This window comes from Flavobacterium sp. W21_SRS_FM3, from assembly GCF_052113625.1.
GTDB lineage: Bacteria > Bacteroidota > Bacteroidia > Flavobacteriales > Flavobacteriaceae > Flavobacterium.
The window spans coordinates 238,766-265,322 of the sequence record NZ_JBGQOD010000003.1; the positions used below are offsets into that span (position 1 = coordinate 238,766).

Below are 26,557 nucleotides of genomic sequence, written 5' to 3' on the forward strand. Positions count from 1 at the left end.
TAAATAGTAACAAAAATTTTGTAACTTTGGTATTAAGTTACCCTCCCCCACATCTGATAATTTAAAAAACCACTACAGACTATCAATTTTTAAATATATCAATATGAAAGATTTTAAACACTTGACATTGGCACTCCTAGTGCTCTTTACGTTTTCGAAAGCTACATCACAAACTAAAAAAATAGATGTATCAAAAAGTAAAATCACTTGGATAGGTCAAAAAATTACGGGAAAACACCAAGGAACAATAGACTTTAAGGACGGCTATTTACTATTTAAAGATAATGTACTTGCAGGAGGAAGTTTTGTAGCTGATATGACATCTTTGACAAATACCGATCAAACAGGAAAATCTAAAAATGATCTTGAAGGTCATTTAAAGTCCGATGATTTTTTTGGGGTTTACAATTTCAAAACAGCCAAATTAGATTTTATTACCGTCGCAAATAAAGGAAACAATACCTACAGCATCTCGGCTAACTTGACCTTAAAAGGTATTACAAATCCAGTGAAATTTGATTTACTAGTTAAAAACAATACTGCAACCGCTAACCTTTTCATTGACCGTACTAAATATGATATCAAGTATGGTTCAGGCAGTTACTTTAGTGATTTAGGAGATCGTACTATTTACAACGAATTTGAATTAATCGTTATGCTAAGCTTTTAATAAAATTTTATTTAACAAAAAATCTTCTTTTATACTGTTTTTTTTTGATAATTTTTGGTTGTTAAAACAAATTACATTTCTATCTTTGTCATATGAAAACAATTACAAACAATACTTGGTGGTGGAATAATTTACGTCAGTCGTCGTGAACTAAGCTCCTATGGTATTATTTGAATACAAATATAAAAGGCTTGTCATCACGACAAGCCTTTTTCTGTTTTTATACTTTTAGAAATAAAAATAAATTACAAATCATAAAAATTTATTACCCTTGAAATCATTTAAACTAAATACGAAATACAAACAAATACTCGCAGATACCATAACTCCGGTGAGCGTTTATTTAAAAATACGTGATAAGTTCCCGAATAGTTTACTACTAGAAAGTAGTGATTATCACGGGAGTGACAACAGTTTTTCGTACATCTGTTGTAATCCTATTGCTTCGATAAAAATCGAAAACGAAACAATTTTTAAAAACTATCCTGATGGAAGTTCAGAAAAGATTTTTATTAATGAACATACCGCTGTTCCTGAAATTATTCAAGAATTCTCGCAGCAATTTAAATCAGAGAAGAACGATTTCAAATTTATCAATAATGGATTGTTTGGGTACATTTCTTATGATGCTGTGCGTTATTTTGAAAAAGTAAATATTGCCAAAAAAGAAAACAGCAATACCATTCCTGATGTGTATTATGCCGTTTATCAAAATATTATTGCCATCAATCATTTTAAAAATCAAGCCTATCTATTTTGTCATAGTGTGGATGATAAAAACAATATTTCTGAGATAGAGCAACTGCTGCAATCTCGCAATATTGCTTCGTATAAATTTACCAAAGAAGGCGAAGGGTTTTCTAACTTGACTGATGCCGAATTCAAACACAATGTGGCTTTGGCCAAGAAGCACTGCTTTCGCGGGGATGTTTTTCAGTTAGTGTTGTCACGTCGTTTTACACAAGGTTTTAAAGGAGACGAATTTAATGTGTATAGAGCTTTAAGAAGCATCAACCCCTCTCCTTATCTGTTCTTTTTTGACTATGGGGATTTTAAAATTTTTGGTTCTTCGCCCGAAGCCCAAATAATTGTCAAAGACCGTAAGGCCGAAATTCATCCTATTGCAGGAACATTCAAGCGTACGGGTGATGATGAAAAAGATGCCATCTTAGCCAAACAATTATCAGAAGATAAAAAGGAAAATAGCGAACATGTAATGCTGGTTGACCTTGCACGAAACGATTTAAGTCGGAACGGTCATGATGTTAAAGTAGAAAAATACCGCGAAGTACAATTTTTCTCGCATGTAATTCATTTGGTTTCTAAAGTAACGGGACATTTACATGAGAAAGCGACAACGATGCAAGTAGTAGCCGACACATTCCCGGCAGGAACATTGAGTGGCGCACCAAAACACAGAGCCATGCAACTTATTGAAGATTATGAAAAAACCAACCGTAATTTTTACGGTGGTGCAATAGGGTTTATGGATTTTGAAGGTAACTTTAACCATGCCATTATGATTAGAACGTTCCTAAGTAAAAACCATCAATTGCACTCACAGGCCGGTGCCGGAATTGTAGCAAGCTCAGATGAAGAAAGCGAAATGCAAGAAGTGTATAACAAATTAAGAGCACTGAATACAGCGCTGGATCTAGCTGAAACAATTTAAAAAATAATTAAAAGATTTAATAATTTAAGCATTTAAAGATTAGTTAACACAATTTTTTCAATCTTTAAATCTTTCAATTTTCAATAAAAAATGAAAATACTAGTTATAGATAATTACGATAGCTTTACATACAACCTAGTGCATTACTTGGAGGATTTAGACTGCGAAGTAACGGTATATAGAAATGATGAGTTTGATATCGATGAAATTGCTCATTTTGATAAAATACTCCTTTCTCCTGGTCCTGGAATTCCGGATGAGGCAGGATTGCTAAAAGAAGTGATTCTAAAATACGGCCCATCCAAAAGCATTTTTGGTGTTTGTCTTGGTCAACAAGCCATTGGTGAAGTTTATGGCGGAACGCTTTCTAACTTGGACAAAGTCTATCACGGAATCGCTACTAACGTAAAAACGGTTGTTGACGATGAACTTTTATTTGAAGGATTAGGAAACGAATTTGAAGTAGGACGTTATCATTCATGGGTGGTAAACACTAATTTACCGGATGTTCTGGAAGCGACATCATTCGATGAAAATGGGCAAGTAATGTCTCTCCGTCATAGAACCTATGACGTACGTGGTGTACAATTTCACCCAGAGAGTGTGTTAACCCCAAACGGAAAGAAAATGTTAGAGAATTGGGTAAAATCATAGTATTCAGTTTGTAAAACCTGAAACTTTAAACCTAAAACTTTAAACAAAAAAATAAAATGAAAAACATATTAAATAGACTAATCAATCACGAAACCCTTTCAAAAGAAGAGGCCAAAAATGTATTGGTTAATATCTCAAACGGAAGTTATAACCCAAGTCAGATTGCGTCATTTGTGACTGTATATATGATGCGAAGCATTAGTATCGAAGAATTGGCTGGTTTTCGGGAAGCGCTTTTAGAGCTGTGTATCCGTGTGGATTTATCGGCTTATAATGCTATCGATTTATGTGGAACGGGCGGTGACGGAAAAGACACTTTCAATATCTCCACTCTCGCTTCCTTCATTACAGCAGGTGCTGGAGTGAAAGTGGCCAAACACGGGAACTACGGACTCTCTTCTATCTCGGGTTCTAGTAATGTGATGGAGAATCTAGGAATAAAATTCAGCAATGATGCCGACTTCCTAGAAAAATCGATAGACGAGGCGGGAATTTGTATTTTACACGCACCATTGTTCCATCCTGCTATGAAAAATGTGGGACCTATTCGAAAAGAACTAGCTGTAAAAACCTTTTTCAACATGTTAGGACCTATGGTGAATCCTTCGTTTCCAAAAAATCAATTGGTTGGGGTTTTTAATTTAGAGTTGGCCCGAATGTATGCCTACTTATATCAAAATACCGATGTGAATTTCACCATTTTGCATTCTTTAGACGGTTACGACGAAATTTCACTAACAAGTCCTACAAAAATCATCACCAGCAGTATGGAAGGCATGTTAACACATGAAACTTTCAACGTAGGTCTATTAGCGCAAAGCGAAATAGAAGGTGGAAAAACAGTAGACGAATCGGCACAAATGTTTACGAATATCCTTTCTGGTAAAGGAACTGAGGCTCAGAATAATGTGGTTTGCGCTAATGCTGGAATGGCAATCGCAACAGTAACAAAATGTTCTCCTTTAGATGGTTTTGCATTGGCCAAAGAAAGTTTACTTTCAGGAAAAGGATTAAAGGCGTTGAAAACATTGCAGGAGTTGAGCAAATAGAAAAAATAGTTTAAAGTTTAAGGTTGAAAGTTCTCAGTTTGAATAACCTTAAACCTTAAACATTTAAAACTTTAAACAAATTAGAATGAACATACTCGATAAAATAATAATGGATAAAAAAAGAGAAGTCATTCTCAAAAAATCTATTATTCCGGTTTCTCAGTTGGAAGCTTCCGTTTTCTTTGGGAAAGAGACGATTTCGCTAAGTCAAAATTTAAAGAATAGTGCTACCGGAATCATTGCAGAACACAAGCGCCGTTCGCCTTCAAAATCAGTGATTAATCATAGTTTTACGGTAGAAGAAGTAGTAAAAGGCTATGAAAAAGCAGGTGCTTGTGGAATATCAGTCTTGACTGATGGAAAATATTTTGGTGGTTCTTTAGACGATTTATTGTTGGCAAGAGCCTCAGTAATTATTCCGTTATTACGCAAAGAATTTATTGTAGATGAATACCAAATCCTAGAAGCCAAAGCCCATGGAGCCGACTTGATTCTATTAATCGCTGCGGTTCTAACGCGCGAAGAAATTAGATCATTGTCTCAGTTTGCTAAAAGCTTGGGATTAGAAGTACTCTTAGAAGTACACAATCAAGAAGAATTAGAAAAATCAATTATGCCTACTTTAGACATGATTGGCGTTAATAATAGAAATTTGAAAACCTTCGAAGTGAGTTTGGATTTTAGCAAGCAATTGGCATCACAAATTCCGGACGAATTTGTAAAAGTTTCTGAAAGCGGTATTAGCTCCATCGAAGCAATTAAAGAGCTCAAACCTTACGGTTACAGAGGATTTTTAATAGGTGAAAACTTTATGAAGACGGATAATGCTGGTAAGGCCGCAATGGAATTTATCAAGCAATTAGCCCCCTAGCCCCCGAAGGGGCAACTCCCCTTTTGTGGGAAAAATGCAAGAGTAAAAGTAAAGAGTGGTTCTTTAAAAACTTCGAGAGAAGTTTTTAAAGTTAAATAAATCATTAATGGAAAATTTAGACAAACATAACACAACGTCTCCCTCCCCTTCGGGGAGGGCCGGGCTGGGGATAAAAATCTGTGGTATGAAATACCCCGATAATATAATCAAGTTAGGAGCGCTCCTACCCGATTATATGGGATTTATATTTTGGGATAAATCAGCGCGTTATTTTGACGGAATTATTCCTGAATTGCCTAAATCCATTAAGAAAACAGGGGTTTTTGTGAATGAAACTGTAGCTAATATTGTGGATAAAGTACAACTACACAATTTACAAGCAGTACAGCTACACGGGAAGGAATCAGTGGCTTTTTGTGCCGAACTAAAAAAATCGTTGTTAAAGAATATTGAAATCATAAAAGTGTTTTCAATTTTGGATACCTTTGACTTTGCGACACTTGCACCATTTGAATCGGTTTGTGATTATTTTCTTTTTGACACCAAGGGAAAATTACCTGGCGGAAACGGAACCACATTCGACTGGAAAGTTTTAGAAAATTATCCTTCGTCTAAACCCTTTTTCCTCAGTGGCGGAATTGGTCTCGATGAATTGGATGCTGTGAATAGCATTTTAAAAACTAATTTGCCTGTTCACGCCATTGATGTAAACAGTAAGTTTGAAATAGAACCCGGATTAAAAAACATAGATTGGTGTAAAGAAGCAATTGATCGCCTCTCTACATCAAATAAAAAATAATAAAAATGTCATACAACGTAAACGAAAAAGGCTATTATGGTGAATTTGGAGGAGCCTACATTCCTGAAATGTTATATCCAAATGTGGAAGAGTTGCGTCAAAATTATCTAAAAATAACGGCAGATCCTGAGTTTCAAGCCGAATTTGATGCCTTACTTAAAGATTATGTAGGTCGCCCTACTCCGCTATATTTTGCTGAACGCTTATCAGCGCAGTACAATACTAAAGTCTATCTAAAAAGAGAAGATTTATGCCATACAGGTGCACACAAAGTGAACAATACGATAGGGCAAATTTTATTAGCCAAACGTTTGGGTAAAAAACGCATTATTGCCGAGACTGGTGCTGGTCAACATGGTGTGGCAACAGCCACCGTTTGTGCTTTAATGGGACTGGAATGCATCGTGTACATGGGTGAAATCGACATCAAACGTCAAGCACCAAACGTAGCGCGTATGAAAATGCTAGGGGCCGAAGTTCGTCCTGCACTCTCCGGTTCAAAAACCTTGAAAGATGCCACAAACGAAGCCATTCGCGACTGGATCAACAATCCAGTAGATACGTATTACATCATTGGTTCTGTCGTGGGTCCGCATCCGTATCCTGATATGGTGGCGCGTTTCCAGTCGGTGATTTCTAAGGAAATAAAAGAGCAGTTATTAGAAAAAGAAGGTCGTGAAAACCCTAATTATGTGATTGCCTGTGTAGGTGGCGGTAGTAACGCTGCTGGTGCTTATTACCACTTTCTAGACGAAAAAGATGTAAATATCATTGCCGTTGAAGCTGCTGGCTTAGGAGTCGATTCTGGTGAAAGTGCTGCCACATCAGCATTGGGAAAAATAGGTGTGATTCATGGTAGTAAAACATTGTTGATGCAAACGAATGATGGTCAAATCACCGAGCCTTATTCTATTTCGGCGGGATTGGATTACCCTGGCGTAGGGCCTATGCATGCGCATTTGTTCGCTTCAGGAAGAGCACAATTTATTTCGATTACTGATATGCAAGCGATGAACTGGGGATTAAAATTATCCAAATTAGAAGGATTAATTCCGGCTATCGAAAGCGCACATGCTTTTGCTGTTCTGGACGAAATGAAATTTAAAAAAGACGATATTGTAGTCATCAATCTCTCGGGACGTGGTGACAAGGATTTGAATACTTATATTGATTATTTCAAATTATAGTTGGGTTTACGCTTAATTTTTTGAGGGCGTTACCGCTTCCCCTGAAAAAGATCAGGGCAAGCGGTCGGGCTATTCGCTAAATCTTTTGTTACGCTACCGCTTCACAAAAGGATACCGCTACTATCCCTAACGCAAACAAAATAAGAACATTTAGTTTTCATAGCACAATTTCAAAAACAGAAAAAATGGAAAAATTATTCGCTTACGGATCCCTAAAAGAAAAAGAAATTCAAGAAACTATTTTTGGAAGAACGCTACATGGAGTTCCCGAAACTTTGATGGGATACGAGGTCAAAGAAATTCTAATAGAAGAAGAATTTGGAATGGAATCCTATCCTATTATTGCACCAACTCAAAACAATGAAGATACTATTGACGGAATCGTTTATGATTTGACATTACAGGAATTACAACTTTCTGATACTTATGAAGGCAGTCATTACAAACGGGTACAAGTACAACTGCAGTCAAAAGAAATTGCTTGGGCATATAGCGCCAAAGTTTAAACTGCAATAATTAAAATAAAAAAGCAGATTCACAATCTGAAAAAATATAACAATGAACAGAATAAATAAAAAACTACAAGAAGGCAAGAAAATACTTTCGATCTATTTCTCAGCTGGATATCCTAACGTAAACGACACCGTTCAAATCATTGAAGATTTAGAGAAAAACGGGATTGACATGATTGAAATTGGTTTGCCATTCAGCGATCCATTAGCTGATGGACCTACCATTCAGGCAAGTTCTACACAAGCCTTACACAACGGAATGACTACCCAACTTTTGTTTGACCAATTAAAAGACATTCGAAAAACAGTTTCGATACCATTAGTAATTATGGGCTATTTCAACCCGATGTTGCAATACGGAGTTGAGAATTTTTGCAAGAAATGCCAAGAAATAGGTATTGATGGCTTAATCATACCAGACCTTCCAGTAGATGTATATGCTGATGAATACAAAGCTACTTTTGAAAAATACGGCTTAATCAATGTGTTCTTGATTACCCCACAAACCTCAGATGAGCGTATTCGTTTTATCGATAGCGTTTCTGATGGTTTTATCTATATGGTCAGTTCGGCTAGTGTTACGGGTTCTCAATCTGGTTTTGGAAGCACGCAAGAAGATTATTTCAAGCGCATTGCTGGCATGAATTTAAAAAACCCACAAGTTATTGGCTTTGGAATCAACAATGCCGAAACTTTCAACCAAGCCACCCAGTTTGCACAAGGTGCCATTATAGGAAGTGCGTTCATCCAGCATCTTACTGAAAATGGAACAGGAAAAATTGCCGATTTTGTAAATGCGATTCGATAATAGTGCAACTATTTATATTTAAAACGGCATTTAAAAACAATTTAAATGCCGTTTTTTTATGTTGCTCTTAACGCACTACTAAGCTGATTTAAAGGTTTTATCCCTATATTAGCTATAGCAAAAAAAGGACGTCTATCAGACAAAGTCAGAGAAATTTGCAGTGGTAGGTGAGACTTGGCTGTAATTTGGCAAAACGAAATAAAGTTCAGAATTAAAATGAAAAAAATTATTTTATTTATAGTTATTGCATCATTTACATCTTGTAACTCTTTTTTGCAATTAAGTTCCGACAAAGAATTATCTGAAAAAATAAATTTAGAATATTTAAAAGAAAAAAAGCCAATTGAATTAACCAAAGTAACTAATTTTAAATGGGATAATTATATCGTCATGGGGCCTTATCAAATCCCAAACGAAGTTGGAAAAAAATATAATTTAGACCTGTCTAATATATCGGAATATGAAACAGCCGATGATTCAAAAACTACTTTAGTTTTTATAAAAAACAAGAAATCAATTAAAGTTTGTGATGTTCGTGCAAAATTTAGCACAAACAAATTATTGATAATTGAATAAATAAACAACCAAGCAGCTAACACCCTTATTGAGCTAGCATGAATTTACTAGATTTCCCATTTCACATTCAGTTTTCGTTAAACCGAAAACTAAAAGTTGAAAACTTTAGGAAGGAAACTGGAGAATAATTTCTGTATTTGGATTAATAAAAAATGTAAATAAAATGAGGGGAGAAAAAAATTTAGATATACTTATAAAAAAATAAAACCTCAGTTGAATTCGGGCGAATGTGTATTTTGCGAAGTCAATGATTTAGCGAAAATAAATCTGAATTAAATTATACTGAATTTTAGAGAAAAGAATAGCATCTGCTAGTACACACAATTGCAACTATTTTATGTTCCAACTTCCAGATAGAAAAGTAATAATAGTAAAATAGTTATCCCCATTTTTGTTTAACTTTAAACTAATTATAGTTACCAAAATCTTGTTTCTAATTAAAAAACAAATTATGAAAGCACAATTTAAGACAGCCAACTATCTGGATCCCATTCTACTACTGGAATATAAAATACATGCAAAACCCGATATTGTTTATGATGCTTGGACAAATTTGGAGGTATTTCAAAAATGGTTTTGCCCTACTGGGTTTTCAGTGGCAATAGCAGAAATGGATTTAAAAGTGGGTGGCTACTTTAGAATTCATATGAAATCTCCAGAAGACCAAATCTATCCCACCAAAGGAGAATACCTCGTACTTGAAAAACCAAATAGAATCGTATATAAAGATTCTTGGGATGACAATAGAGAAAATAACGAACCAACTGTTGCTGAGATAATTTTTGAAGCGGCAGCAGATCAAACGGTCATGAAATTGTATTATAGTTTTGCAACTAAAGAACAAAAAGAAACGATGCTAAGTTCAGGAATAGAACAGGGATGGAAAATGTTTCTTGACAATCTTAAGGAACTGTTGAAAAAATAAAAACAACTTGCATGCTGCATTTTGGGCAACTCAAAAAATATTTTTTATGAAGCTTGTTGTGGAGATTCTTCATTAGTAAGTAGTACACGGTTGTGGTAATACACATTCCTTAAAACATCAACACAAACTAAATTCAATAATAATAATAATAATAATAATAATAATAATAATAATAATAATAATGTGTGGTGAATGATTTTCTATAGTATAGAAATGAAAAGGTATTCTAAATTTCTTCTAAATTGAATGTTTACCTTTGCTGCTATGAAATTACTACTGATAGAAGACGAAAAAGAACTTGCCAACAGCATTCAAAGCTATTTGACAGGAAACGATTTTGTATGTGAGTGGGCAACTACTACCCAAGCCGCTATTACTAAAATTTCTAACTACGACTACGACTGTATTTTGTTAGATTTAATGCTGCCTGATGGCGACGGATTTGCCGTTTTACAAGAACTTAAGAAGCAACATAAAACCGAAGGTGTGATCATTATTTCGGCCAAAGAAAATTTAGAAACAAGGATTGAAGGTTTCAATCTTGGTGCCGACGATTACTTAACGAAACCTTTTCATTTATCGGAACTTTTGGTGCGCATACAAGCCTTGATTCGGCGTAAAAACTTTAACGGTAACAATCTAGTCACTTTCAACGAAATCGAAATTGATACACTTTCGAAAATGATAAAAGTAAACAACAAGAAAGTGGAGGTAACTAAAAAAGAAATCGACTTATTGTTGTATTTAATAGGCAACCTGAACAAGGTATTGTCCAAAAGTGCTATTGCCGAACACCTTTCAGGCGATATGGCAGACATGCTCGACAACCACGATTTTGTTTACGCACATATTAAAAATCTCAAAAACAAGCTCAAAGAGGCAGGTTGCGATGATTATATTAAAACAGTTTATGGACTCGGTTACAAATGGCAAAATGACTAAAAATCTACTCTACAAAACATCCAGAGCCTACCTACTTTTTTCGGTCGTACTCCTTTTGGTGGCTGCTCCCCTATTCTATTACAGTACTAAAAAATTGTACCTCGATGAAACGGATGATACGCTAATCCTGAATAAAAATGAGTTTCTACAATTCACTTTACCAAGTCTGAAAAGGGAAGAAATTACTAGCTGGAATAAATACAACAGGAATAGCAAGATTACTGATTTCAACAATACCAGCAAGGATACTTTATTTTACAAATCCTACCATGATGTTTTGGATAATGAAATTGAACCCTATCGCGAACTCAATACCATGATAACTATCGAGGGTCAACCGTATACCTATTCGGACCGAATTAGTTTGGTAGAAACCGAAGATTTAATGCAGAACATAGCGTTACTTTTTCTAATGATTATTTCAATCTTACTCCTTGGCTTATTTATTATTACAAAAAGATTGTCTGTTCGTCTATGGAAACCGTTTAATCAAACTTTGACACAAATCGAACAGTTTGAAATTGACAAATCCAAATTACCTCAATTTACTGCGACAGATATTGAAGAATTTAAGCGACTGAATACGAGTATTGAAAAACTAGTGGTTAAAAACACTACAATCTACCGCAGTCAAAGGGAATTTATTGAAAATGCAGCACACGAACTGCAAACTCCTTTGGCTGTTTTTCAAGCAAAAATTGATAGCTTTGTTCAAAGTGGTTCTTTCACCGAAAAGCAATACCAAGATTTGAGTTCGATTAACGATACTATTGGCCGTTTAACTCGCTTAAACAAAAATTTATTATTGCTTTCTAAAATAGAAAATGACAATTTCAGTGAAAAAGAAACCATAAGTCTAAAAGAAATCATCGAGAAAAATAGTGCTTTTTTCACAGAACAAGCGGCAGCTAAAAACCTTTCCGTTAAACTTGAATTACATGAGAATAACTTGGTACAATCTAATCCTGTACTGGCTGAAATTTTAATTAGTAATTTGTTCCTCAACGCAATTAAACACAATAAAACTGATGGTGATTTACAGGTAAAACTCGGGGATAACAGCCTTATTTTTTCAAACTCAGGGCAGTCTCAAGCTTTGACAACAGATAAACTATTTAATCGCTTCTCAAAATCAAACCCTTCTGATCACGGAAACGGTTTGGGCTTAGCCATTATCAAGAAAATTGCAGATGGCAATAATTGGACTATTTCCTACTCCTTTGAAAACGAACTGCACACGTTCAAAGTGCGATTCTAAAACGAAAAAGAAGCGTTTATTTCAAATTAATTTTTGCGAAAGCAACTAAATTCTAACTTTCTTCAAAATTGCATCCCAACTTTGTGCTACTATTTTAAAACCTTAAATAAAAACAAGATGAAAAATTTAGCAGTACTTAGCATTGCATTATTGGTTACTTCCTTAACCTTCGCACAAAAAACATCAGAAAAAGAGATTCCTCCTGTGGTAAAAGCAGCTTTTCAAAAACACTATCCTACCATTAAAAAAGCAAAATGGGATAAAGAACAGGATAAATTTGAAGCGAGTTTTGATTTAAACAAAACGGACAATTCGGTTTTATTTGACAAACAAGGAAATATTCTCGAAACCGAAGCGGAAATTAAGACTTCACAACTTCCAAAGACTGTCTTAGACTATGTAAAAATTCATTATAAGGATGCTTCCATTAAAGAGGCGGCCAAAATTACAAATCATAACGGTCAACTAACTTATGAAGTCGAAATAAAAAAAATGGATATCCTATTTGACCAAAACGGAAAATTTATCAAGGAAATTAAAAACTAGTTAGCAGCATTTAGAATGAAAACCAAATTATATTACAGCTTACTAATTATATGCCTTTTCTCGGCAAACTTATTTGCTCAAGGCAAAAGCGTCACTGTTTCTGGTTTAGTCAAAGAAAAAGCGGATAATGTCGCGCTGCCTTATGTGAATGTTGTCGTGAAAACCGAAAAAGACAGCGCTTTTATAAGCGGAACAGTAACAAATGACGAAGGACGATTTTCATTGTCTAAAATACCTTCTGGAAATTACATTTTGGAGGTTTCTTATATAGGTTACACCACAAAAAAGCAAACGCTATACATAGGGACACTATCAGAATTCTTAGACTTGAATACCATAGTAATTGAAGAAGAATCCACCGCACTTAAAGAGGTGGTTATAAGCACAAAAATAAATGAGATCAGCGATAAAATGGACAAAAAAACATTTTCGCTAACGGATAATATCAGTCAAAATGGAGGATCAGTGTTGCAGGCGATGCAAAATTTACCCAGTGTAACCACTCAAGATGGCAAAGTACAACTGCGCGGAAACGACAAAGTAACGGTGCTTATTGACGGAAAACAAACGGCCTTAACGGGTTTTGGAAATGCGGCTGGACTAGATAATATTCCGGCTTCAGCGATTGAACGCATTGAGATTATCAACAATCCTTCGGCTAAATATGATGCGAATGGAAATGCGGGAATTATCAATATCATTTACAAAAAGAATAAAAAAAATGGCTTCAATGGTAAACTGGGTTTATCTACAGGTTTGGGTTCGTTATGGGAACGAAAAGAGAACTTACCCACGATTAGGCCGCAATATACTTTTACGCCAAAAATTAACCCCAGTGTATCGCTTAATTATAGAAAAAATAAAATAAATGTATTTTTTCAAGGCGATTATTTATACACTGAAACGCTGAATAAAAACGAATTTGTCACCCGAACTTACGATAATGGAGAGCTTATTAATTCCCAATTAAAAAGAAATAGAGACACCCAGTTTACAACCTTAAAATCAGGGATAGATTATGCTATTGACGACCAAAACTCATTAACCATCTCTGGCCTTTTTGGAAGTGAGAAAATAATTGATCGTGGTGATCAACCATTTTTTAATAGGGATTACACAGAGCGTTTGCGTTTGTGGCAATTTCTAGAAGATGAATTAAAAACCACTGTAATGGCCACAACAAGTTACCAACACAAATTTAAAGAAGCGGGTCGTTTACTGAATGTTGGTTTCAATTATACCTTTCATAGAGAGGATGAAAAGTATTTTTATGATAATTATTTGCCTGCTTCCACTGGTACTGATGCCTTCAAATTATTATCTGATGAGCAGGTATATGATTTTAATTTGGACTACATTCGACCTTTAAAATATGGACGATTAGAAACAGGAATTAAACTTAGAAATCGCAATATCCCGACTAATATGTTGTTTATTCCAGGAGAAAATTCGGTCTTAGATACCAATGCTGGTGGATGGGCAACCTACAAAGAACTGATTCCGGCAGTGTACGGAAACTACATTTTTGAAAATAAAAAATGGGAAGCCGAGTTGGGTTTGCGACTGGAATATGTCAAAATTCAGTATGATGTGAATCCAGGGCATGTGGTGTATCAAAGTGACGGTTATCACTACACACAACCGTTTCCTAATATGCGCTTAGCCTATAAAATCAATGACAACGACAAAGTTTCTATTTTTTATAATAGACGTGTAGACAGACCCAATGAAGTAGATATTCGTATTTTTCCGAAGTACGATGATGCCGAGATTATTAAAGTGGGAAACCCAGCCTTGCGCCCACAGTTTACCAATTCGATTGAAATGGGCTACAAAACAAATTGGGAAAAAGGAAGTTTGTACACCGCCCTGTACCACCGATTTGCTAATGGAACCATTACCCGAATCTCTAGTACCGTTCCGCCAAGTAATATAATTTATGCCACCTTTCAAAATGTGAATAAAAGTTACAATACGGGACTGGAAATGGTTTTAGCGCAAGAGCTTTCTAGCTTGTATTCTCTCAATATTAACTTGAATGCATATCGCAACCAAATTGATGCTTTTACTGTGGAAAATAAATATCCTACGGCACATATCTTCTCCGCCGAGAAACAGGAATTAATCTCAGGGAATTTAAAATGGAATAATAGTTTTCATTTTTCGAACGGAATTAACGCGCAACTTACGGCTGTTTATCTAGCGCCAGATATCATTCCGCAAGGGAAAATACAGTCGCGATTCTCATTAGATTTAGGTTTAAAAAAGCCGATCCAGAAAGGAAAAGGGGAACTGTTTCTAAACGCAACCGACTTGCTGAATACCATGATTATCAAAAAACAAATTGACGGACAAGGTTTCCATTATACCAGTAATGACTATTATGAAACCCAAGTCGTTCGACTGGGATACAGTTATAAGTTTTAAAACAATTTCAATTGTTGATTCTAAATGCGTAAAGTCAGTGATTTTACGCATTTTTTATTTTTCGATGCATCTTCAATAAGTAGCATTGAATAAACTAAGAAATAAAACTTATTTTTGACATTACAATCGACCTCAACATTGAAAGACCATCATGAACTACATCTTTAGAAAAGCAGATATATCAGAACAAAATGCGATTTGGGAAATTTTACAACAAGCGATCATTCGCAGAAAAAAAGACGGTAGTGCGCAATGGCAAGATGGCTATCCTAATCCTGATGTGGTGCAAAATGACATTGAAAAAGGCCAGGGATTTGTATTACTTGAGGGAGAAAGCGTTATTGGCTATAGTGCCGTGATCATCAATGATGAGCCTGCTTATGCTGCTATTGAGGGGAAATGGCTGACAAATGAGGATTTTGTTGTCATTCACCGAGTTGCTATTTCAGAAAAATACTTGGGTAAAGGTTTAGCCAAAATGATTATTGGTTTTGTAGAAGATTTTGCACTACATAACAACATTTACAGTGTTAAAGCCGACACGAATTTTGACAATGTCCCGATGATGAAGGTTTTTGAAAACTTGGGATACACGCTTTGTGGCGAAGTATTCTTTAGAGGAAGTCCAAGAAAAGCTTATGAAAAAGTGTTAACTAAACAGCAGTAGTTCTCATCAACAAAAGTAATAAAAAACCGCAAATTCACAAATAGTACAATTCCTCGTAAGGCTACAATTTGTGAAGTTGCGGTAGTTATTTTTTTCAATAAAGAATTACACTGTAGCTTCTTCTTCTACCTCTTCTTCGGTAACAAATTCCATATGATCTTCGACTTCAGCAACCACTTCTGGTTTTGACGCTTTAAGTGCATTGAATCGTTCTAACTGTTCTAGTTCTCCCTCTTCACCAGAAAAATACGGGAAGACATCCATAATAGGAGATTCGGTTATAGCAGGAATACTATAATCTCCCATTGATCCTTTCATTACGGCAGTCGTATTATCAAAAGCTTCTTTTACATCATTAGCTTGCAATAATATGTACATATTAGTCTTGCGCTCTTTACCGCTTTCTTCATCATAAGCTACTAAAGACACTTTTGATTTAAACCAGCGATCACTATTCTCAAAAGGATGAATTTCAGAATAATTAGCCACTTTTATATTGGTGATTTTAAACTCCTCACTAATGTAAGCCGACATTTCTTCGTTGATTCTGCTCTCTGCTTCAGTGTAGGATAAGGCGTCTACTAAATACGGTTCGGTGGTAACCTTTTGTACTCCAGTATCATCCGTTTTTCTATATTTTACTTTGCATTCGTACCAAGTTGTGCTCATATAATTTTTTTTAAGGATGCCAAAGATAGATTTTAAAGAAAAAAAATCACACAATTCATAAAATAGATATTCACAAATTTGACGCTTACTGGTCATCACTTAGCTAACTCCTTCTATAACAACAAATCAACTTAATCTGAAGCTTTTTACTGGTTTTTAATACAAATCTTCGATAACGTAAGTCGTCTCATTGAACTGAAACGATTTTCCTTTTTCTAATCCTCTCATGCTTTCATAAATAGGTGCTCTTGTCGAAATCCCAACAATCGTAGCGCCATCTTTTTCCATTTTTTCACTAGAAATTGCGATAAAAAAAGTTAGTTTATCAGTAACGACAACGGCTCCCAATTCTACAATATCACTTGTTGCATCACCATCGATAGTTTCTAAAAAACTGAGTTCTTTTTGTGCAAAAGCGAGTTCATCACCAATCGCTTTTAAAAGTTCGTACTTTCCAGCGCTTCGATCTTCAGTCTGACTGGCAGAGTCATTTTTTTTGAAAGCGGCATCATTGATTTCGGCTTCACGATTTTTAAAGTTTTCGATTAGCTCTTTTTGATTTTCGACACAGGCCGTAATAATCCAATTTTTATCTACTTTATTTTTCATGTTTTCTTTTGTTTATAGAGGTAGTAAGATATACTATTTTTTCTACAAATTAGCTTCTATTCGCAAACAAAACTAAATTGAAACTTCTAAAAATGAGCGGAATTAACTGGGATTGTTTTTTCTACAGCAAAAGAAAATTTGTTATAGCACACGGATTGCTTTTACAAAACGGCGAGTGTAGGACTTGTGATCTAAATTTGAAATCATCACTTGCATTTGCTTTCCAGAAGAAGCGTGGATGAATTTACTTTGCATTCCATCAGGATTTGAAACAATACCAATATGCCCAATTACATTTCGAGTCGGAGTTAAAAAAAGTAGAATATCTCCTTTTTTAACTTCGTCAATTGCGATTTCTTTTCCAAAGTTTTTAAACTGCATGGAACTTCTAGGTACGCTGATATCGAAATTTTTAAAAACAAAATAGACAAAACCAGAACAATCTAAACCTTTTCTGCTGGTACCCCCATACACATAAGGTGTGCCCAGTAAACTTTTTCCAAAATTCAAAAGAGCAGTTCGCAAATCATCTTCGATTTCCTCTGCATTTTTGATTTTATCAGGAACCTTTTTATCAATAATCTTCGGTACGGCTGTAGTAACAATTGCTGCTTTTTTACATTCAGTGAAACTACTTAATAAAAATAGTGATAAACTAGATAGTATAACCGATTTGAAAAAAGATGAATTTGATGCAATCATAAGGAAAATTGAAGTTACTACTGAAATTGAACCCGCGGAAGTGAAAATAATGTTTCTCACCTCATTTTAAGGCTATTGGTTCACAAAAATAACTAAAAATAGCACAAAGCCATTATCTTGGCTTCTTATTTTTAAAGTGACTTTGTAGTTATCAATAAAAAAAGCGCTTCAAAATAAATTGAAACGCTTCTATATGTGGTGCTACTTTTAAAATATTCTAAAACATTAACAAGCCTCTGTCCTTTATTTTTTTCGTCAAAAAAAGCGGTCAAAAAGTACTATGCGAATGTTGTACTAAATTATTCGCACCGCCAAAACAGTGCAAGTTAATAATGAATCAGCAAAAAAATTCAAGATTTGAACTTTCATCTTAAGAACAAATCTTAAAAAGCATGAGAGCAGTTTTAATGCAGTTCCTTAGTCTATAACGGTAACCATGTCTTCTTTACTTTTTCTAACCTTAACGAGATTAGCTAACCAGTCATTGTCAGCATCTCTATATCCTAAAGGAAGAATCACACAACTTCTAAGGCCTTTTTCTCTTAGGTTTAGAATTTGATCTAAGGCATCTGGATCAAAACCTTCTATTGGCGTTGTATCAACACCTTCAAAAGCCGCTTGTGCAATTGCTTGTGAAAAAGCGATGTAAGCTTGTCGTGCAGCATGTTGAAAGTTAACTTCGGCATCCTTTTGAGGATAGCTGTTCAATAACATTTGACGGTAATTTTCAAAACCTTCATTTTTAAAACCACGAACTTCATTCGTCAGGTCAAACATCGTATTGATGCGATCAGCCGTATACGTATCCCAAGCTGCAAATACTAGTAAATGAGAACAATCAGTAATCACAGATTGGTTCCAACCTATCGCTCTAATTTGCTCTTTAATCTCCTGATTAGTAACAACCATAATTTCGAATGGCTGCAAACCACTTGATGTAGGTGCAAGAATTGCCGCTTCAAGGATGCGATCTACTTTGTCTTGAGACACTTTTTCACCATTCATTGCTTTTGCAGCATAACGCCATTTTAATTTATCTAATAATTCCATTTTATTTCTATTTAGTATTTTTATTATTTATTTATTTCTATTCTTTAATTATTTCTATTCTTTAATTATTTCTATTCTTTAATTATTTCTATTCTTTATTCCATTTACTCTTGCCTCTTTCCTCTTGATTCTTCCCTCTATTTCAAACTAATACTATCCCATGCAGCTTCAAAAGCTTTTGCTATCACCTTTTTATCAAGTGGACAAATACCTCTACATTCCATATTCATTAAAAAGGCTATAGGATAAATACTGTATGCAAACAGCAAATAAGGCGAAATATCTTTAATCAATCCTTCTTTTTGACCTTGCGTCCACAAATCAAAAAGCGGCTGTATTTGTTTTAATCCTTCTTGTCTAGTGGCTTCGTCAATCATGGGAGTATTGTCGCTTTGAGATAAAAAAGACGCTTCTTCTTTGTTAGTTAATTTATAAGTTGCCATTGCAAGCCAAATTTTCTCAAAATTAGTTTTGACTTCCGCTTTAGGACAATATTCTTTAAATGCAGACGCAGCAAAAGAGGTTTTCACATCTAAATAAAGTTGATTTACTAAATCCTGTTTACTGTCAAAATAAAGATAGATTGTCGCCGGCGAGACATTAGCCATCTTGGCAACCTTTGCCATCGAAGCGCTTTGCACTCCCCCACTATTCACTAAGCATAAAGTCGCTTTTAAAAGTGCTGTTCGTTTATCGATACTTTTTTGCAGTAATGCCATTCTTAGGATTTAATAGATTTTCTAATATTAATTATTATGAAGCAGCAAAGATAAAACAATAAAAGAATGAACGTTCATAAATTTATACTAAATATTAATTTTCAATTACACCAATAACAACAAGCGTCATAAACACAGTGAATTACGATTATACCAGTTCTAATCAAACATTTAAATACCTCAAAAAATTGAATACTTTTATTGTTAATTTTAAGTTAAATAAAAATTAAACAACTGTTTAAATTAAACGGTTGTTTAATTTTGCATTGTAAATTAATTGTATGTCTATTACTAGCGATTTTAACGATAAACAAATTCAGATTCTTCTTGTAGCAGAGACACTCTTTGCTGAAAAAGGCTTTGATGGTACCTCTATCAGAAATATTGCCAAGCTAGCCAAAATTAATATTGCGATGGTGTCGTATTATTTTGGTTCCAAAGAACGATTACTGGAATCGCTGGTCTTTTACAGAACAAAAGATTTAAAAATTAGGATTGATCAATTATTGACAGAGAGTTTAGAACCTATCGATAAAATCAACAAACTAATTGAGATATACATTCATAAAATCAGTTGCAATAAAGGAATATATCGAATTCTTCACTTCGAAATTGCGACTAAAAAAAGAGACATTAATATCAATGCTTTTCACGAATTAAGGAAAAGTAATTTGAGGTCTTTAGAATCTATTATTCATGAAGGTCAAGCCAAAAATGTTTTTAGAAAAGACATTTCGATTCCGCTATTGACTCCTACGATTTTAGGAACTTTTTTTCATTTTCATATGAATAAAGAATATTTCATGAACCTCTTAGATTTAACTACTGAAGAAGCATACAATAATTACATACAAACCACACTGACAAAACACATTCAACAAACAATAAAAGCACTTCTTATATATGAAAGTTAGTCAATTAATGCTTTTTGGGATATTCTTAATCGGATGTACCTCAATGGAAGCACAAGAGAAAATTAGTTTAACGCTCGATGAAGCTATACATATGGCTTGGGAAAAGAGCAATGAAGTTACTTTGGCGAATACTAAAGTAACGACAAAAAAACACGAATTGCAGTCGGTTAAAAATAGTCGCTACCCCGACTTAAAAGTTTCTGGTCAATACCAGCGCTTGACAGACGCTAAAATCGATTTAAAAATCAACAACAATAGCAGTTCAGGTTCTGAACCCATGCCAGTTGTAAATCAGCTGATGTTGGGACAAGTGAATGCTAGTCTTCCTATCTTTGCTGGTTTTAAAATTCAAAATACTATAAAAGCCTCTGATCATATGTATCAGGCTGAAACGGCAAATGCTTTGCAAACAAAAGAAGAGGTTGCGATGCAGGTAGTAAATTACTATGCTAGTCTTTACAAAGCACAAAAAACGGTAGAGCTTTTAAAAGAAAATCAAAAAAGTGCTAACCAGCGAGTAACGGACTTTTTAGAGTTGGAAAAAAACGGAATTATTCCTAGAAATGATCTTCTTAAATCCCAACTGCAAGTTTCTAAAGTACAGCTGTCATTAGACCGAGCTATTAGTGATTTGAACGTGGTTAATTTTGGATTGGTTACGCTTTTAAAGTTGGATCCAAAAACAAAATTAGAAATTAAAGAAAGTGACTTTGCTAACTTTCAAATGAATAACATTCCCACTTCTGACGAAGCGGCTTTTGCAAACAGAAAAGATTTAGAAGCCATCCGCCTGCAGGAAAAAGCTAGTTTAGATTACATCAAGGTAGCTAAAAGTGGTTATTACCCTTCCATTGCCATCGTTGGTGGTTACACGGCAATAGATTTAAAAAATGTAGTCACTGTTCAAAATGCAATGAATATCGGTGTAGGACTTTCCTATGATTTAAGCGGCATTCTAAAAAATGGAACGACAGTAAAAATTGCCGAAAGCAAGGCATTAGAACTGCAAAGCCATGAAGCGATGTTGACTGACCAAATCAAAACTCAAGTTCAAAAAGCAATTGAAGATTATGATCTTGCACTGAAACAAGATGTAGTATACAATCAAGCCGTAGAACAAGCTTCAGAAAATTATCGCATTATCAAAGACAAATATGACAATGGCCTTTCGGACACTAACGATCTTCTTGAAGCTGATGTGGAGCAACTGGGTTCTAACATCAACAAAACATTAGCTAAAGCAAATGTTATTCAAAAATATTACGAACTGCTTACTGTAAGCGGACAACTAAACCAAACCTTCAATCTTTCAAAAATATAATCAGTACCAAAAATGGAAAAGAAAAAAACAAACACAAAGTTCATCATTATAATAGTTTCTTTAGTTCTATTGGGTGTTACATATGGTTCTTACAAATACATTCATTCTCTTTCTCACGAAGGAACAGATGATGCACAGATTGAAAAAAACATGAACCCAATTATTCCTAGAGTATCGGGTTATGTAAGTAAAGTATATATCAAAGACAATGATTATGTAAAAAAAGGAGATACTTTATTTACTATTGATAAAAAAGATTACCAATTAAAAATTGATGAAGCTACAGCGGCTTTGGCTGCAGCCGAAGGAAACTTTGAAGTTTCAAAAGCAGATATTGGAAGTATTTTAGCCAGTATTTCTGTTTCTGATGCTAATGTAAAGTCAGCTAGTGGAAATATCGAAACAGCAAAAATTAGATTAGGTCGCGCGACTAGTGATTACAACCGTTACAATAACTTGTATAAAAGTCATACGATAACTAAACAACAATACGAGCAAGCTTTAGCAACTAAACAAGAAGCAGAAAGTCAGGTACGTATTTTACAACAACAAGAAAAAGCCAGTGCTTACCAAAAATCAGTTGTAGAAGCAAAATCTAAGGTTTCTGATAAGCAAACAGATGTGGCTGCTGCTAATATCAAAAGAGCCAAAGCATTACTAGAATCGGCTAAATTAAACCTTACTTATACAGCAGTTACCGCTTCAATTGATGGACAGGTTTCTAAAATTGATATTCAGCCGGGACAATTAGTACAACCAGGCCAATCTCTTTTTTATATCATCAACAATAACGAAGCGTGGGTAGTAGCTAATTTCAAAGAAACCCAATTGAATAAAATGGTTGCCGGACAAAAAGTAACTATCAAAGTAGATGCGTATCCTGACTATGAGTTTAATGGAACAGTAACTTCTTTTTCACCAGCCACGGGATCTCGTTTTTCAATTTTACCTCCTGACAATGCTACTGGAAACTTTGTAAAAACAATTCAACGTTTGCCTGTAAAAATTAGCATTGATGCTGATAATGATATTGAAAAAATAAAGTTATTACGTCCAGGTATGAATGTGGATGTTGACGTACATATTAAATAAAAATGGTACAAGGACAAGACGATTTAGTAGAATACGGCTTTAGACGAGTTATCATTACGATAACAGCAGTACTATGTGCGTTGCTGGAAATTGTAGATACTACTATTGTCAATGTTGCATTAACTAACATGCGCGGTAGCCTTGGTGCTACATTGACTGATGTTGCTTGGGTTATTACGGCTTATGCGATTGCAAATGTAATTGTAATCCCAATGACGAGCTGGCTTTCTCAGCAATTCGGTCGCCGAAATTATTTTGCGGTATCCATTATTATATTTACCGTTTCATCCTTTTTATGTGGAAATGCGACTAATATCTGGGAACTAGTAGCCTTCCGTTTTGTTCAAGGTTTAGGTGGTGGGGCTTTATTAGTTACTGCGCAAACCATTATTACAGAGAGTTATCCCATTGCAAAACGTGGAATGGCGCAGGCAATATATGGTATGGGCGTAATTGTAGGACCTACCTTAGGTCCGCCATTAGGAGGTTATTTAGTAGATCATTTTTCATGGCCATACATCTTCTACATCAACATCCCGTTAGGAATCATTGCTACATTGTTAACATTAAGCTTTGTTAGAAGTCCAAAATATGGAGAGAAACTAAAATCAAATCAAGTAGACTGGTACGGAATTATTTTGCTGGCCACCTTTATTGGATCGTTGCAATTTGTCCTGGAACATGGGCAACAAGATGACTGGTTTAATAACAACTTAATTGTGGTTTTGAGTGTCACTTCGTTATTTGGTTTAATATTATTTATTTGGAGGCAATTAACCTACAAATATCCGATAGTAAATTTGAGTGTATTAAAAGATGGAAATTTAAGAATAGGAACCTTAATGAGTTTTATCCTTGGATTTGGACTTTACGGTTCTACCTTAATTATCCCAATTTACACACAATCTATATTAGGATGGACTGCTACTGATGCTGGATTATTATTAATACCTGGATCTATCACCACGGCATTTATGATGCCTATCATTGGTAAATTAATTCAAAGAGGTGTTCCTCAAGGATATATGGTTAGTGCAGGATTTTTAGTGTTTTTTATCTTTACATTCATGATGCACAATGCGATGACTCCTGATACTGGAGTAGAACATTTGTACTGGTCATTAATTCTAAGAGGTATTGGTCTTGGCTTACTGTTTGTACCTATTACTACACTATCCCTTTCAACACTATCAGGTAAGAATATTGGTGAAGGTGCTGCCTTTACAGGAATGATGAGGCAATTAGGGGGTTCTTTTGGTATTGCGATTATCACGACTTTTATCACGAGATTTAGTCAAGAGCACCGTGTAAATTTGGTAGCCAACCTAAATGGAAGCAAATTACAAGTACAAGAACGTGTGCACTTATTGCAACAAGGCTTTATGTCTAAAGGATATACGGCAAATGAAGCATTAAAGAAAGCTTATCAGGCCATTGACTACTCGGTAATGAAGCAAAGTACGGTATTGTCTTATATGGATATATTTTACTACTTAGGAATTATGTTTTTACTGTGTATTCCTATTGTCTTTTTAATCAAAAAAGGGAAAAACAAGATTGACCCTGCCGATGCGATGCATTAATAAAAAAAACTCCGATTGAATCGGAGTTTTTTTTTGTTTTTATCTGGTGAACACTAAATGATTGCCTTTTGATAAATTGTCGTCATATTGATAGCCATCATAGTTGAAGCCTTTTAAATCATCAATAGTTTCGGCATTAGTATCGATAATATATCGTACCATCATCCCTCTGGCTTTTTTAGCAAAGAAGCTAATTATTTTTAATTTGCCATCTTTATAATCTTTAAAATCTGGAGTAATAACAGGAACTTTCAAGGCCTTAACGTCCACAGCTGAAAAGTATTCATTACTGGCCAAATTAATAAACAACTCCCCTTTCTCCAACTCTTTGTTCAGTTGCTTTGTTATCGTTGTTTTCCAAAATTCGTATAAATTATCAGCTTCGCCAATAGCTAATTTTGTTCCCATCTCTAAGCGATAAGCCTGCATTAAGTCCAATGGTCTCAGTAAACCATACAAACCAGACAGGATGCGCAATTTGTTTTGTAAAACAGGAATTTTTGCTTCTGGAATAGTATACGCATCTAAACCTGTATACACATCACCATCAAAAGTGTAAATAGCTGGTCGCGCGTTATCAATGGTAAAAGGAGTCTTCCAATCTTTGTTGCGCTGCCAGTTCAAGTCAGCTAACTTATCCGATATACTCATTAATTCTGAAAGATCTTTGGGGGATTTTTGTTTCAAAACTTTCTGGATTTGTCGAGACTCTTTTAAGAAGGCCGCTTCTGTATGGGTAGAAGTAGGTAATTCTTTTTCGAAATTTAAAGATTTAGCTGGTGATATTACAATTTTCATAAATATGCTCTTTCGGTTTCTTTTTTACTGATTCAAAAGTACAAATAGAAATTTAGAAAACGGGAAGCTTAAAATTGAATTGTTTAATAGTGTCATAAAGAAAGTAAATTGTTTCCCTATAATTATCTGAAAACCCATAGCTAGACTTTTTATTATTAACAAACAATTAAGTATCGTTATCCAACAATAAAAACAGGGTTGCTTATCTTTGTAATCCTACAGAAAAATCCCTTTTCGTAGTAGCAATCAAGTCTAAAAAAACAGTGTCTGGCTTCAGATGATAGTTAAGACACACTTAGAAAAAATACTTTATGAAAAATAATTTTGATACTATTCCCCTATCCATATTAGACCTAGCAGTCGTTTTAGCTGGTAAAACACCAGATCAATCATTTAAAAATAGTGTGAGTCTTGCTCAAAAAGCAGAAGCCTTAGGTTACCACCGATTTTGGTTAGCCGAACATCACAATATGGCACATATTGCTAGCTCAGCAACCTCAATTTTAATAGGACATATTGCTGGAAAGACAAATAAAATCCGTGTAGGATCTGGAGGCATTATGCTTCCCAATCATGCCCCTTTAATTATAGCAGAACAATTTGGAACACTAGCCAGCTTGTATCCTGACCGAATTGATTTAGGGATTGGAAGAGCTCCTGGTACCGACCAATTAACGGCCCGTGCATTACAACGAGACGACCAAGCCGCATTTGAATTTCCTAAAACGGTGAAAGAACTGCAAGAATACCTTGCGGCAGAAAATAGCGATTCTCCTGTACGTGCGATTCCTGGCGAGGGATTAGATATTCCCATTTGGATCTTAGGTTCTAGTACAGACAGTGCAAAATTAGCAGCCGCTTACGGACTGCCTTATGCTTTTGCGAGCCATTTTGCACCCCAACAATTACAACAGGCCTTATCCATTTACCGCAATAATTTCAAACCTTCGGCACAATTAAAAGAGCCTTACACAATTGCATGCGTGAATGTGACTGCCGCAGAAACTTCAGAAGAAGCACGTGCAATGGCAACATCCATGCAAAAAATATTTTTAGGTATTTTAACTAATAATCGTCAGCCACTACAAGCTGCTGATCCTAATTTTAGATTAAGTCCAGAAACGGAACAAGTGATGCAACAATTTTTAAAATATTCCTTTGTGGGTAATCCTGCTGAAATAAAAGCAGCCATTTCTCAATTTGTTGACGAAACTCAGGTAGATGAATTAATGGTTGTTTCTCATATTTACGATCATGAAGCGCGTTTAAAATCGTATCAAATATTAAAAGACTTGCAAAACGATGCTCCAAAACAACAAGTGTAAATCCTACTGTATTCATAATTAACTCATTACAACATCAAAAATAATATATACTTTTTTATCGCTTATTTTTAAATGTAAGAAAACTAAAAACAACTGCATTTAAAAAAACGTTATTTGAAATTTAATTGGCGCTTTTTGAATAATATTTATGGGTTTCTAAGAGTGGTTTACTAACATTTTCGCTATTTTTGTAAATCGAGTAATAATCCCAT

At 34.8% G+C, this 26,557-nt stretch carries 27 protein-coding genes; 21 read left to right on the top strand and 6 right to left on the bottom strand.

The window, feature by feature from the left end; translation table 11 throughout:
- The first annotated feature begins 103 nt into the window (after positions 1–103).
- The 16 genes from ACEN2K_RS07275 (at position 104) to ACEN2K_RS07350 (ending at position 15,563) form a co-directional block, all read left to right on the top strand.
- A complete protein-coding gene (locus ACEN2K_RS07275; RefSeq protein WP_441758666.1) occupies positions 104–670 on the top strand; it encodes a YceI family protein in 567 nt (188 codons plus the stop codon).
- A 271-nt stretch (positions 671–941) separates the two neighbouring features.
- The gene (locus ACEN2K_RS07280; RefSeq protein WP_441758667.1) at positions 942–2,342 is read left to right on the top strand and encodes an anthranilate synthase component I family protein; all 1,401 of its coding nucleotides are present in this window, start codon (positions 942–944) and stop codon (positions 2,340–2,342) included.
- A gap of 90 nt (positions 2,343–2,432) precedes the next feature.
- Positions 2,433–2,996, top strand: coding sequence for an anthranilate synthase component II (locus ACEN2K_RS07285; RefSeq protein ID WP_441758668.1), 564 nt, complete (start codon positions 2,433–2,435; stop codon positions 2,994–2,996).
- 56 nt (positions 2,997–3,052) lie between these two features.
- Positions 3,053–4,045: an anthranilate phosphoribosyltransferase gene (gene trpD, locus ACEN2K_RS07290; RefSeq protein WP_441758669.1), complete on the top strand. Its 993-nt coding sequence runs from the start codon at positions 3,053–3,055 to the stop codon at positions 4,043–4,045.
- A gap of 85 nt (positions 4,046–4,130) precedes the next feature.
- On the top strand, positions 4,131–4,916 hold the full coding sequence (gene trpC, locus ACEN2K_RS07295) for an indole-3-glycerol phosphate synthase TrpC (protein WP_441758670.1): 786 nt from the start codon (positions 4,131–4,133) through the stop codon (positions 4,914–4,916).
- Between the two features lie 184 nt (positions 4,917–5,100).
- A complete protein-coding gene (locus ACEN2K_RS07300) occupies positions 5,101–5,715 on the top strand; it encodes a phosphoribosylanthranilate isomerase (RefSeq protein WP_441758671.1) in 615 nt (204 codons plus the stop codon).
- 5 nt (positions 5,716–5,720) lie between these two features.
- Positions 5,721–6,902, top strand: a complete 1,182-nt coding sequence (gene trpB / locus ACEN2K_RS07305; protein ID WP_441758672.1) for a tryptophan synthase subunit beta — start codon at positions 5,721–5,723, stop codon at positions 6,900–6,902.
- Between the two features lie 185 nt (positions 6,903–7,087).
- A complete protein-coding gene (locus ACEN2K_RS07310; protein ID WP_441758673.1) occupies positions 7,088–7,408 on the top strand; it encodes a gamma-glutamylcyclotransferase family protein in 321 nt (106 codons plus the stop codon).
- A gap of 52 nt (positions 7,409–7,460) precedes the next feature.
- Positions 7,461–8,222, top strand: coding sequence for a tryptophan synthase subunit alpha (gene trpA, locus ACEN2K_RS07315; RefSeq protein ID WP_441758674.1), 762 nt, complete (start codon positions 7,461–7,463; stop codon positions 8,220–8,222).
- Positions 8,223–8,438: 216 nt separating this feature from the next.
- A complete protein-coding gene (locus ACEN2K_RS07320; protein ID WP_441758675.1) occupies positions 8,439–8,798 on the top strand; it encodes a hypothetical protein in 360 nt (119 codons plus the stop codon).
- A gap of 451 nt (positions 8,799–9,249) precedes the next feature.
- The gene (locus ACEN2K_RS07325; protein ID WP_441758676.1) at positions 9,250–9,723 is read left to right on the top strand and encodes an SRPBCC family protein; all 474 of its coding nucleotides are present in this window, start codon (positions 9,250–9,252) and stop codon (positions 9,721–9,723) included.
- Positions 9,724–9,987: 264 nt separating this feature from the next.
- A complete protein-coding gene (locus ACEN2K_RS07330; protein ID WP_441758677.1) occupies positions 9,988–10,665 on the top strand; it encodes a response regulator transcription factor in 678 nt (225 codons plus the stop codon).
- On the top strand, positions 10,658–11,923 hold the full coding sequence (locus ACEN2K_RS07335) for a sensor histidine kinase (RefSeq protein ID WP_441758678.1): 1,266 nt from the start codon (positions 10,658–10,660) through the stop codon (positions 11,921–11,923). Before ACEN2K_RS07330 ends, ACEN2K_RS07335 begins: the two co-directional genes overlap by 8 nt.
- Before the next feature lie 117 nt (positions 11,924–12,040).
- Positions 12,041–12,469 (top strand): PepSY-like domain-containing protein, encoded by a 429-nt coding sequence (locus ACEN2K_RS07340; protein WP_441758679.1) that lies wholly within the window; start codon positions 12,041–12,043, stop codon positions 12,467–12,469.
- A 15-nt stretch (positions 12,470–12,484) separates the two neighbouring features.
- Positions 12,485–14,896 carry an outer membrane beta-barrel protein gene (locus ACEN2K_RS07345; RefSeq protein ID WP_441758680.1) on the top strand — a complete coding sequence of 804 codons (2,412 nt, stop codon included), beginning with the start codon at positions 12,485–12,487 and terminating at the stop codon, positions 14,894–14,896.
- A gap of 151 nt (positions 14,897–15,047) precedes the next feature.
- Positions 15,048–15,563: a GNAT family N-acetyltransferase gene (locus ACEN2K_RS07350; protein ID WP_441758681.1), complete on the top strand. Its 516-nt coding sequence runs from the start codon at positions 15,048–15,050 to the stop codon at positions 15,561–15,563.
- Positions 15,564–15,668: 105 nt separating this feature from the next.
- Here ACEN2K_RS07350 and ACEN2K_RS07355 read toward each other — a convergent pair whose 3' ends face one another.
- The 5 genes from ACEN2K_RS07355 to ACEN2K_RS07375 all read right to left on the bottom strand — a co-directional run bounded on the left by ACEN2K_RS07355 (position 15,669) and on the right by ACEN2K_RS07375 (position 19,312).
- Positions 15,669–16,232 (bottom strand): DUF4494 domain-containing protein, encoded by a 564-nt coding sequence (locus ACEN2K_RS07355; RefSeq protein ID WP_441758682.1) that lies wholly within the window; start codon positions 16,230–16,232, stop codon positions 15,669–15,671.
- A gap of 156 nt (positions 16,233–16,388) precedes the next feature.
- On the bottom strand, positions 16,389–16,841 hold the full coding sequence (locus ACEN2K_RS07360; protein ID WP_441758683.1) for a hypothetical protein: 453 nt from the start codon (positions 16,839–16,841) through the stop codon (positions 16,389–16,391).
- Positions 16,842–16,982: 141 nt separating this feature from the next.
- Positions 16,983–17,543, bottom strand: a complete 561-nt coding sequence (locus tag ACEN2K_RS07365; protein ID WP_441758684.1) for a C40 family peptidase — start codon at positions 17,541–17,543, stop codon at positions 16,983–16,985.
- 417 nt (positions 17,544–17,960) lie between these two features.
- Positions 17,961–18,593 carry a nitroreductase family protein gene (locus tag ACEN2K_RS07370; RefSeq protein ID WP_441758685.1) on the bottom strand — a complete coding sequence of 211 codons (633 nt, stop codon included), beginning with the start codon at positions 18,591–18,593 and terminating at the stop codon, positions 17,961–17,963.
- Between the two features lie 137 nt (positions 18,594–18,730).
- On the bottom strand, positions 18,731–19,312 hold the full coding sequence (locus tag ACEN2K_RS07375) for a TetR/AcrR family transcriptional regulator (protein ID WP_441758686.1): 582 nt from the start codon (positions 19,310–19,312) through the stop codon (positions 18,731–18,733).
- A 281-nt stretch (positions 19,313–19,593) separates the two neighbouring features.
- On the opposite strand from ACEN2K_RS07375, the gene ACEN2K_RS07380 reads away from it, so the two are divergent.
- From ACEN2K_RS07380 to ACEN2K_RS07395, 4 genes are read left to right on the top strand one after another with little or no spacing between them, the layout of a single operon-like run.
- Positions 19,594–20,226, top strand: a complete 633-nt coding sequence (locus ACEN2K_RS07380) for a TetR/AcrR family transcriptional regulator (RefSeq protein WP_441758687.1) — start codon at positions 19,594–19,596, stop codon at positions 20,224–20,226.
- On the top strand, positions 20,216–21,547 hold the full coding sequence (locus ACEN2K_RS07385) for a TolC family protein (protein ID WP_441758688.1): 1,332 nt from the start codon (positions 20,216–20,218) through the stop codon (positions 21,545–21,547). Before ACEN2K_RS07380 ends, ACEN2K_RS07385 begins: the two co-directional genes overlap by 11 nt.
- Positions 21,548–21,559: 12 nt before the next feature.
- Positions 21,560–22,639: an HlyD family secretion protein gene (locus ACEN2K_RS07390; RefSeq protein WP_441758689.1), complete on the top strand. Its 1,080-nt coding sequence runs from the start codon at positions 21,560–21,562 to the stop codon at positions 22,637–22,639.
- Positions 22,640–22,641: 2 nt separating this feature from the next.
- Positions 22,642–24,222, top strand: a complete 1,581-nt coding sequence (locus ACEN2K_RS07395; RefSeq protein WP_441758690.1) for an MDR family MFS transporter — start codon at positions 22,642–22,644, stop codon at positions 24,220–24,222.
- Between the two features lie 39 nt (positions 24,223–24,261).
- Here the strand turns inward: ACEN2K_RS07395 and yaaA are convergent, their stop codons facing one another.
- Positions 24,262–25,020, bottom strand: a complete 759-nt coding sequence (yaaA, locus tag ACEN2K_RS07400) for a peroxide stress protein YaaA (RefSeq protein ID WP_441758691.1) — start codon at positions 25,018–25,020, stop codon at positions 24,262–24,264.
- A gap of 311 nt (positions 25,021–25,331) precedes the next feature.
- Here yaaA and ACEN2K_RS07405 point away from each other — a divergent pair, with 311 nt between their 5' ends.
- The gene (locus ACEN2K_RS07405) at positions 25,332–26,345 is read left to right on the top strand and encodes an LLM class flavin-dependent oxidoreductase (RefSeq protein WP_441758692.1); all 1,014 of its coding nucleotides are present in this window, start codon (positions 25,332–25,334) and stop codon (positions 26,343–26,345) included.
- Positions 26,346–26,557: the final 212 nt, after the last annotated feature.

Excerpts from the sequence above, each read along its gene's own strand:
- ACEN2K_RS07275 (WP_441758666.1), top strand. The coding sequence starts at position 104 with ATGAAAGATTTTAAACACTTGACATTGGCACTCCTAGTGCTCTTTACG.
- ACEN2K_RS07285 (WP_441758668.1), top strand. The coding sequence starts at position 2,433 with ATGAAAATACTAGTTATAGATAATTACGATAGCTTTACATACAACCTA.
- trpD (WP_441758669.1), top strand. The coding sequence starts at position 3,053 with ATGAAAAACATATTAAATAGACTAATCAATCACGAAACCCTTTCAAAA.
- trpC (WP_441758670.1), top strand. The coding sequence starts at position 4,131 with ATGAACATACTCGATAAAATAATAATGGATAAAAAAAGAGAAGTCATT.
- ACEN2K_RS07300 (WP_441758671.1), top strand. The coding sequence starts at position 5,101 with ATGAAATACCCCGATAATATAATCAAGTTAGGAGCGCTCCTACCCGAT.
- trpB (WP_441758672.1), top strand. The coding sequence starts at position 5,721 with ATGTCATACAACGTAAACGAAAAAGGCTATTATGGTGAATTTGGAGGA.
- ACEN2K_RS07310 (WP_441758673.1), top strand. The coding sequence starts at position 7,088 with ATGGAAAAATTATTCGCTTACGGATCCCTAAAAGAAAAAGAAATTCAA.
- trpA (WP_441758674.1), top strand. The coding sequence starts at position 7,461 with ATGAACAGAATAAATAAAAAACTACAAGAAGGCAAGAAAATACTTTCG.
- ACEN2K_RS07320 (WP_441758675.1), top strand. The coding sequence starts at position 8,439 with ATGAAAAAAATTATTTTATTTATAGTTATTGCATCATTTACATCTTGT.
- ACEN2K_RS07325 (WP_441758676.1), top strand. The coding sequence starts at position 9,250 with ATGAAAGCACAATTTAAGACAGCCAACTATCTGGATCCCATTCTACTA.
- ACEN2K_RS07330 (WP_441758677.1), top strand. The coding sequence starts at position 9,988 with ATGAAATTACTACTGATAGAAGACGAAAAAGAACTTGCCAACAGCATT.
- ACEN2K_RS07335 (WP_441758678.1), top strand. The coding sequence starts at position 10,658 with ATGACTAAAAATCTACTCTACAAAACATCCAGAGCCTACCTACTTTTT.
- ACEN2K_RS07340 (WP_441758679.1), top strand. The coding sequence starts at position 12,041 with ATGAAAAATTTAGCAGTACTTAGCATTGCATTATTGGTTACTTCCTTA.
- ACEN2K_RS07345 (WP_441758680.1), top strand. The coding sequence starts at position 12,485 with ATGAAAACCAAATTATATTACAGCTTACTAATTATATGCCTTTTCTCG.
- ACEN2K_RS07350 (WP_441758681.1), top strand. The coding sequence starts at position 15,048 with ATGAACTACATCTTTAGAAAAGCAGATATATCAGAACAAAATGCGATT.
- ACEN2K_RS07355 (WP_441758682.1), bottom strand. The coding sequence starts at position 16,232 with ATGAGCACAACTTGGTACGAATGCAAAGTAAAATATAGAAAAACGGAT.
- ACEN2K_RS07360 (WP_441758683.1), bottom strand. The coding sequence starts at position 16,841 with ATGAAAAATAAAGTAGATAAAAATTGGATTATTACGGCCTGTGTCGAA.
- ACEN2K_RS07365 (WP_441758684.1), bottom strand. The coding sequence starts at position 17,543 with ATGATTGCATCAAATTCATCTTTTTTCAAATCGGTTATACTATCTAGT.
- ACEN2K_RS07370 (WP_441758685.1), bottom strand. The coding sequence starts at position 18,593 with ATGGAATTATTAGATAAATTAAAATGGCGTTATGCTGCAAAAGCAATG.
- ACEN2K_RS07375 (WP_441758686.1), bottom strand. The coding sequence starts at position 19,312 with ATGGCATTACTGCAAAAAAGTATCGATAAACGAACAGCACTTTTAAAA.
- ACEN2K_RS07380 (WP_441758687.1), top strand. The coding sequence starts at position 19,594 with ATGTCTATTACTAGCGATTTTAACGATAAACAAATTCAGATTCTTCTT.
- ACEN2K_RS07385 (WP_441758688.1), top strand. The coding sequence starts at position 20,216 with ATGAAAGTTAGTCAATTAATGCTTTTTGGGATATTCTTAATCGGATGT.
- ACEN2K_RS07390 (WP_441758689.1), top strand. The coding sequence starts at position 21,560 with ATGGAAAAGAAAAAAACAAACACAAAGTTCATCATTATAATAGTTTCT.
- ACEN2K_RS07395 (WP_441758690.1), top strand. The coding sequence starts at position 22,642 with ATGGTACAAGGACAAGACGATTTAGTAGAATACGGCTTTAGACGAGTT.
- yaaA (WP_441758691.1), bottom strand. The coding sequence starts at position 25,020 with ATGAAAATTGTAATATCACCAGCTAAATCTTTAAATTTCGAAAAAGAA.
- ACEN2K_RS07405 (WP_441758692.1), top strand. The coding sequence starts at position 25,332 with ATGAAAAATAATTTTGATACTATTCCCCTATCCATATTAGACCTAGCA.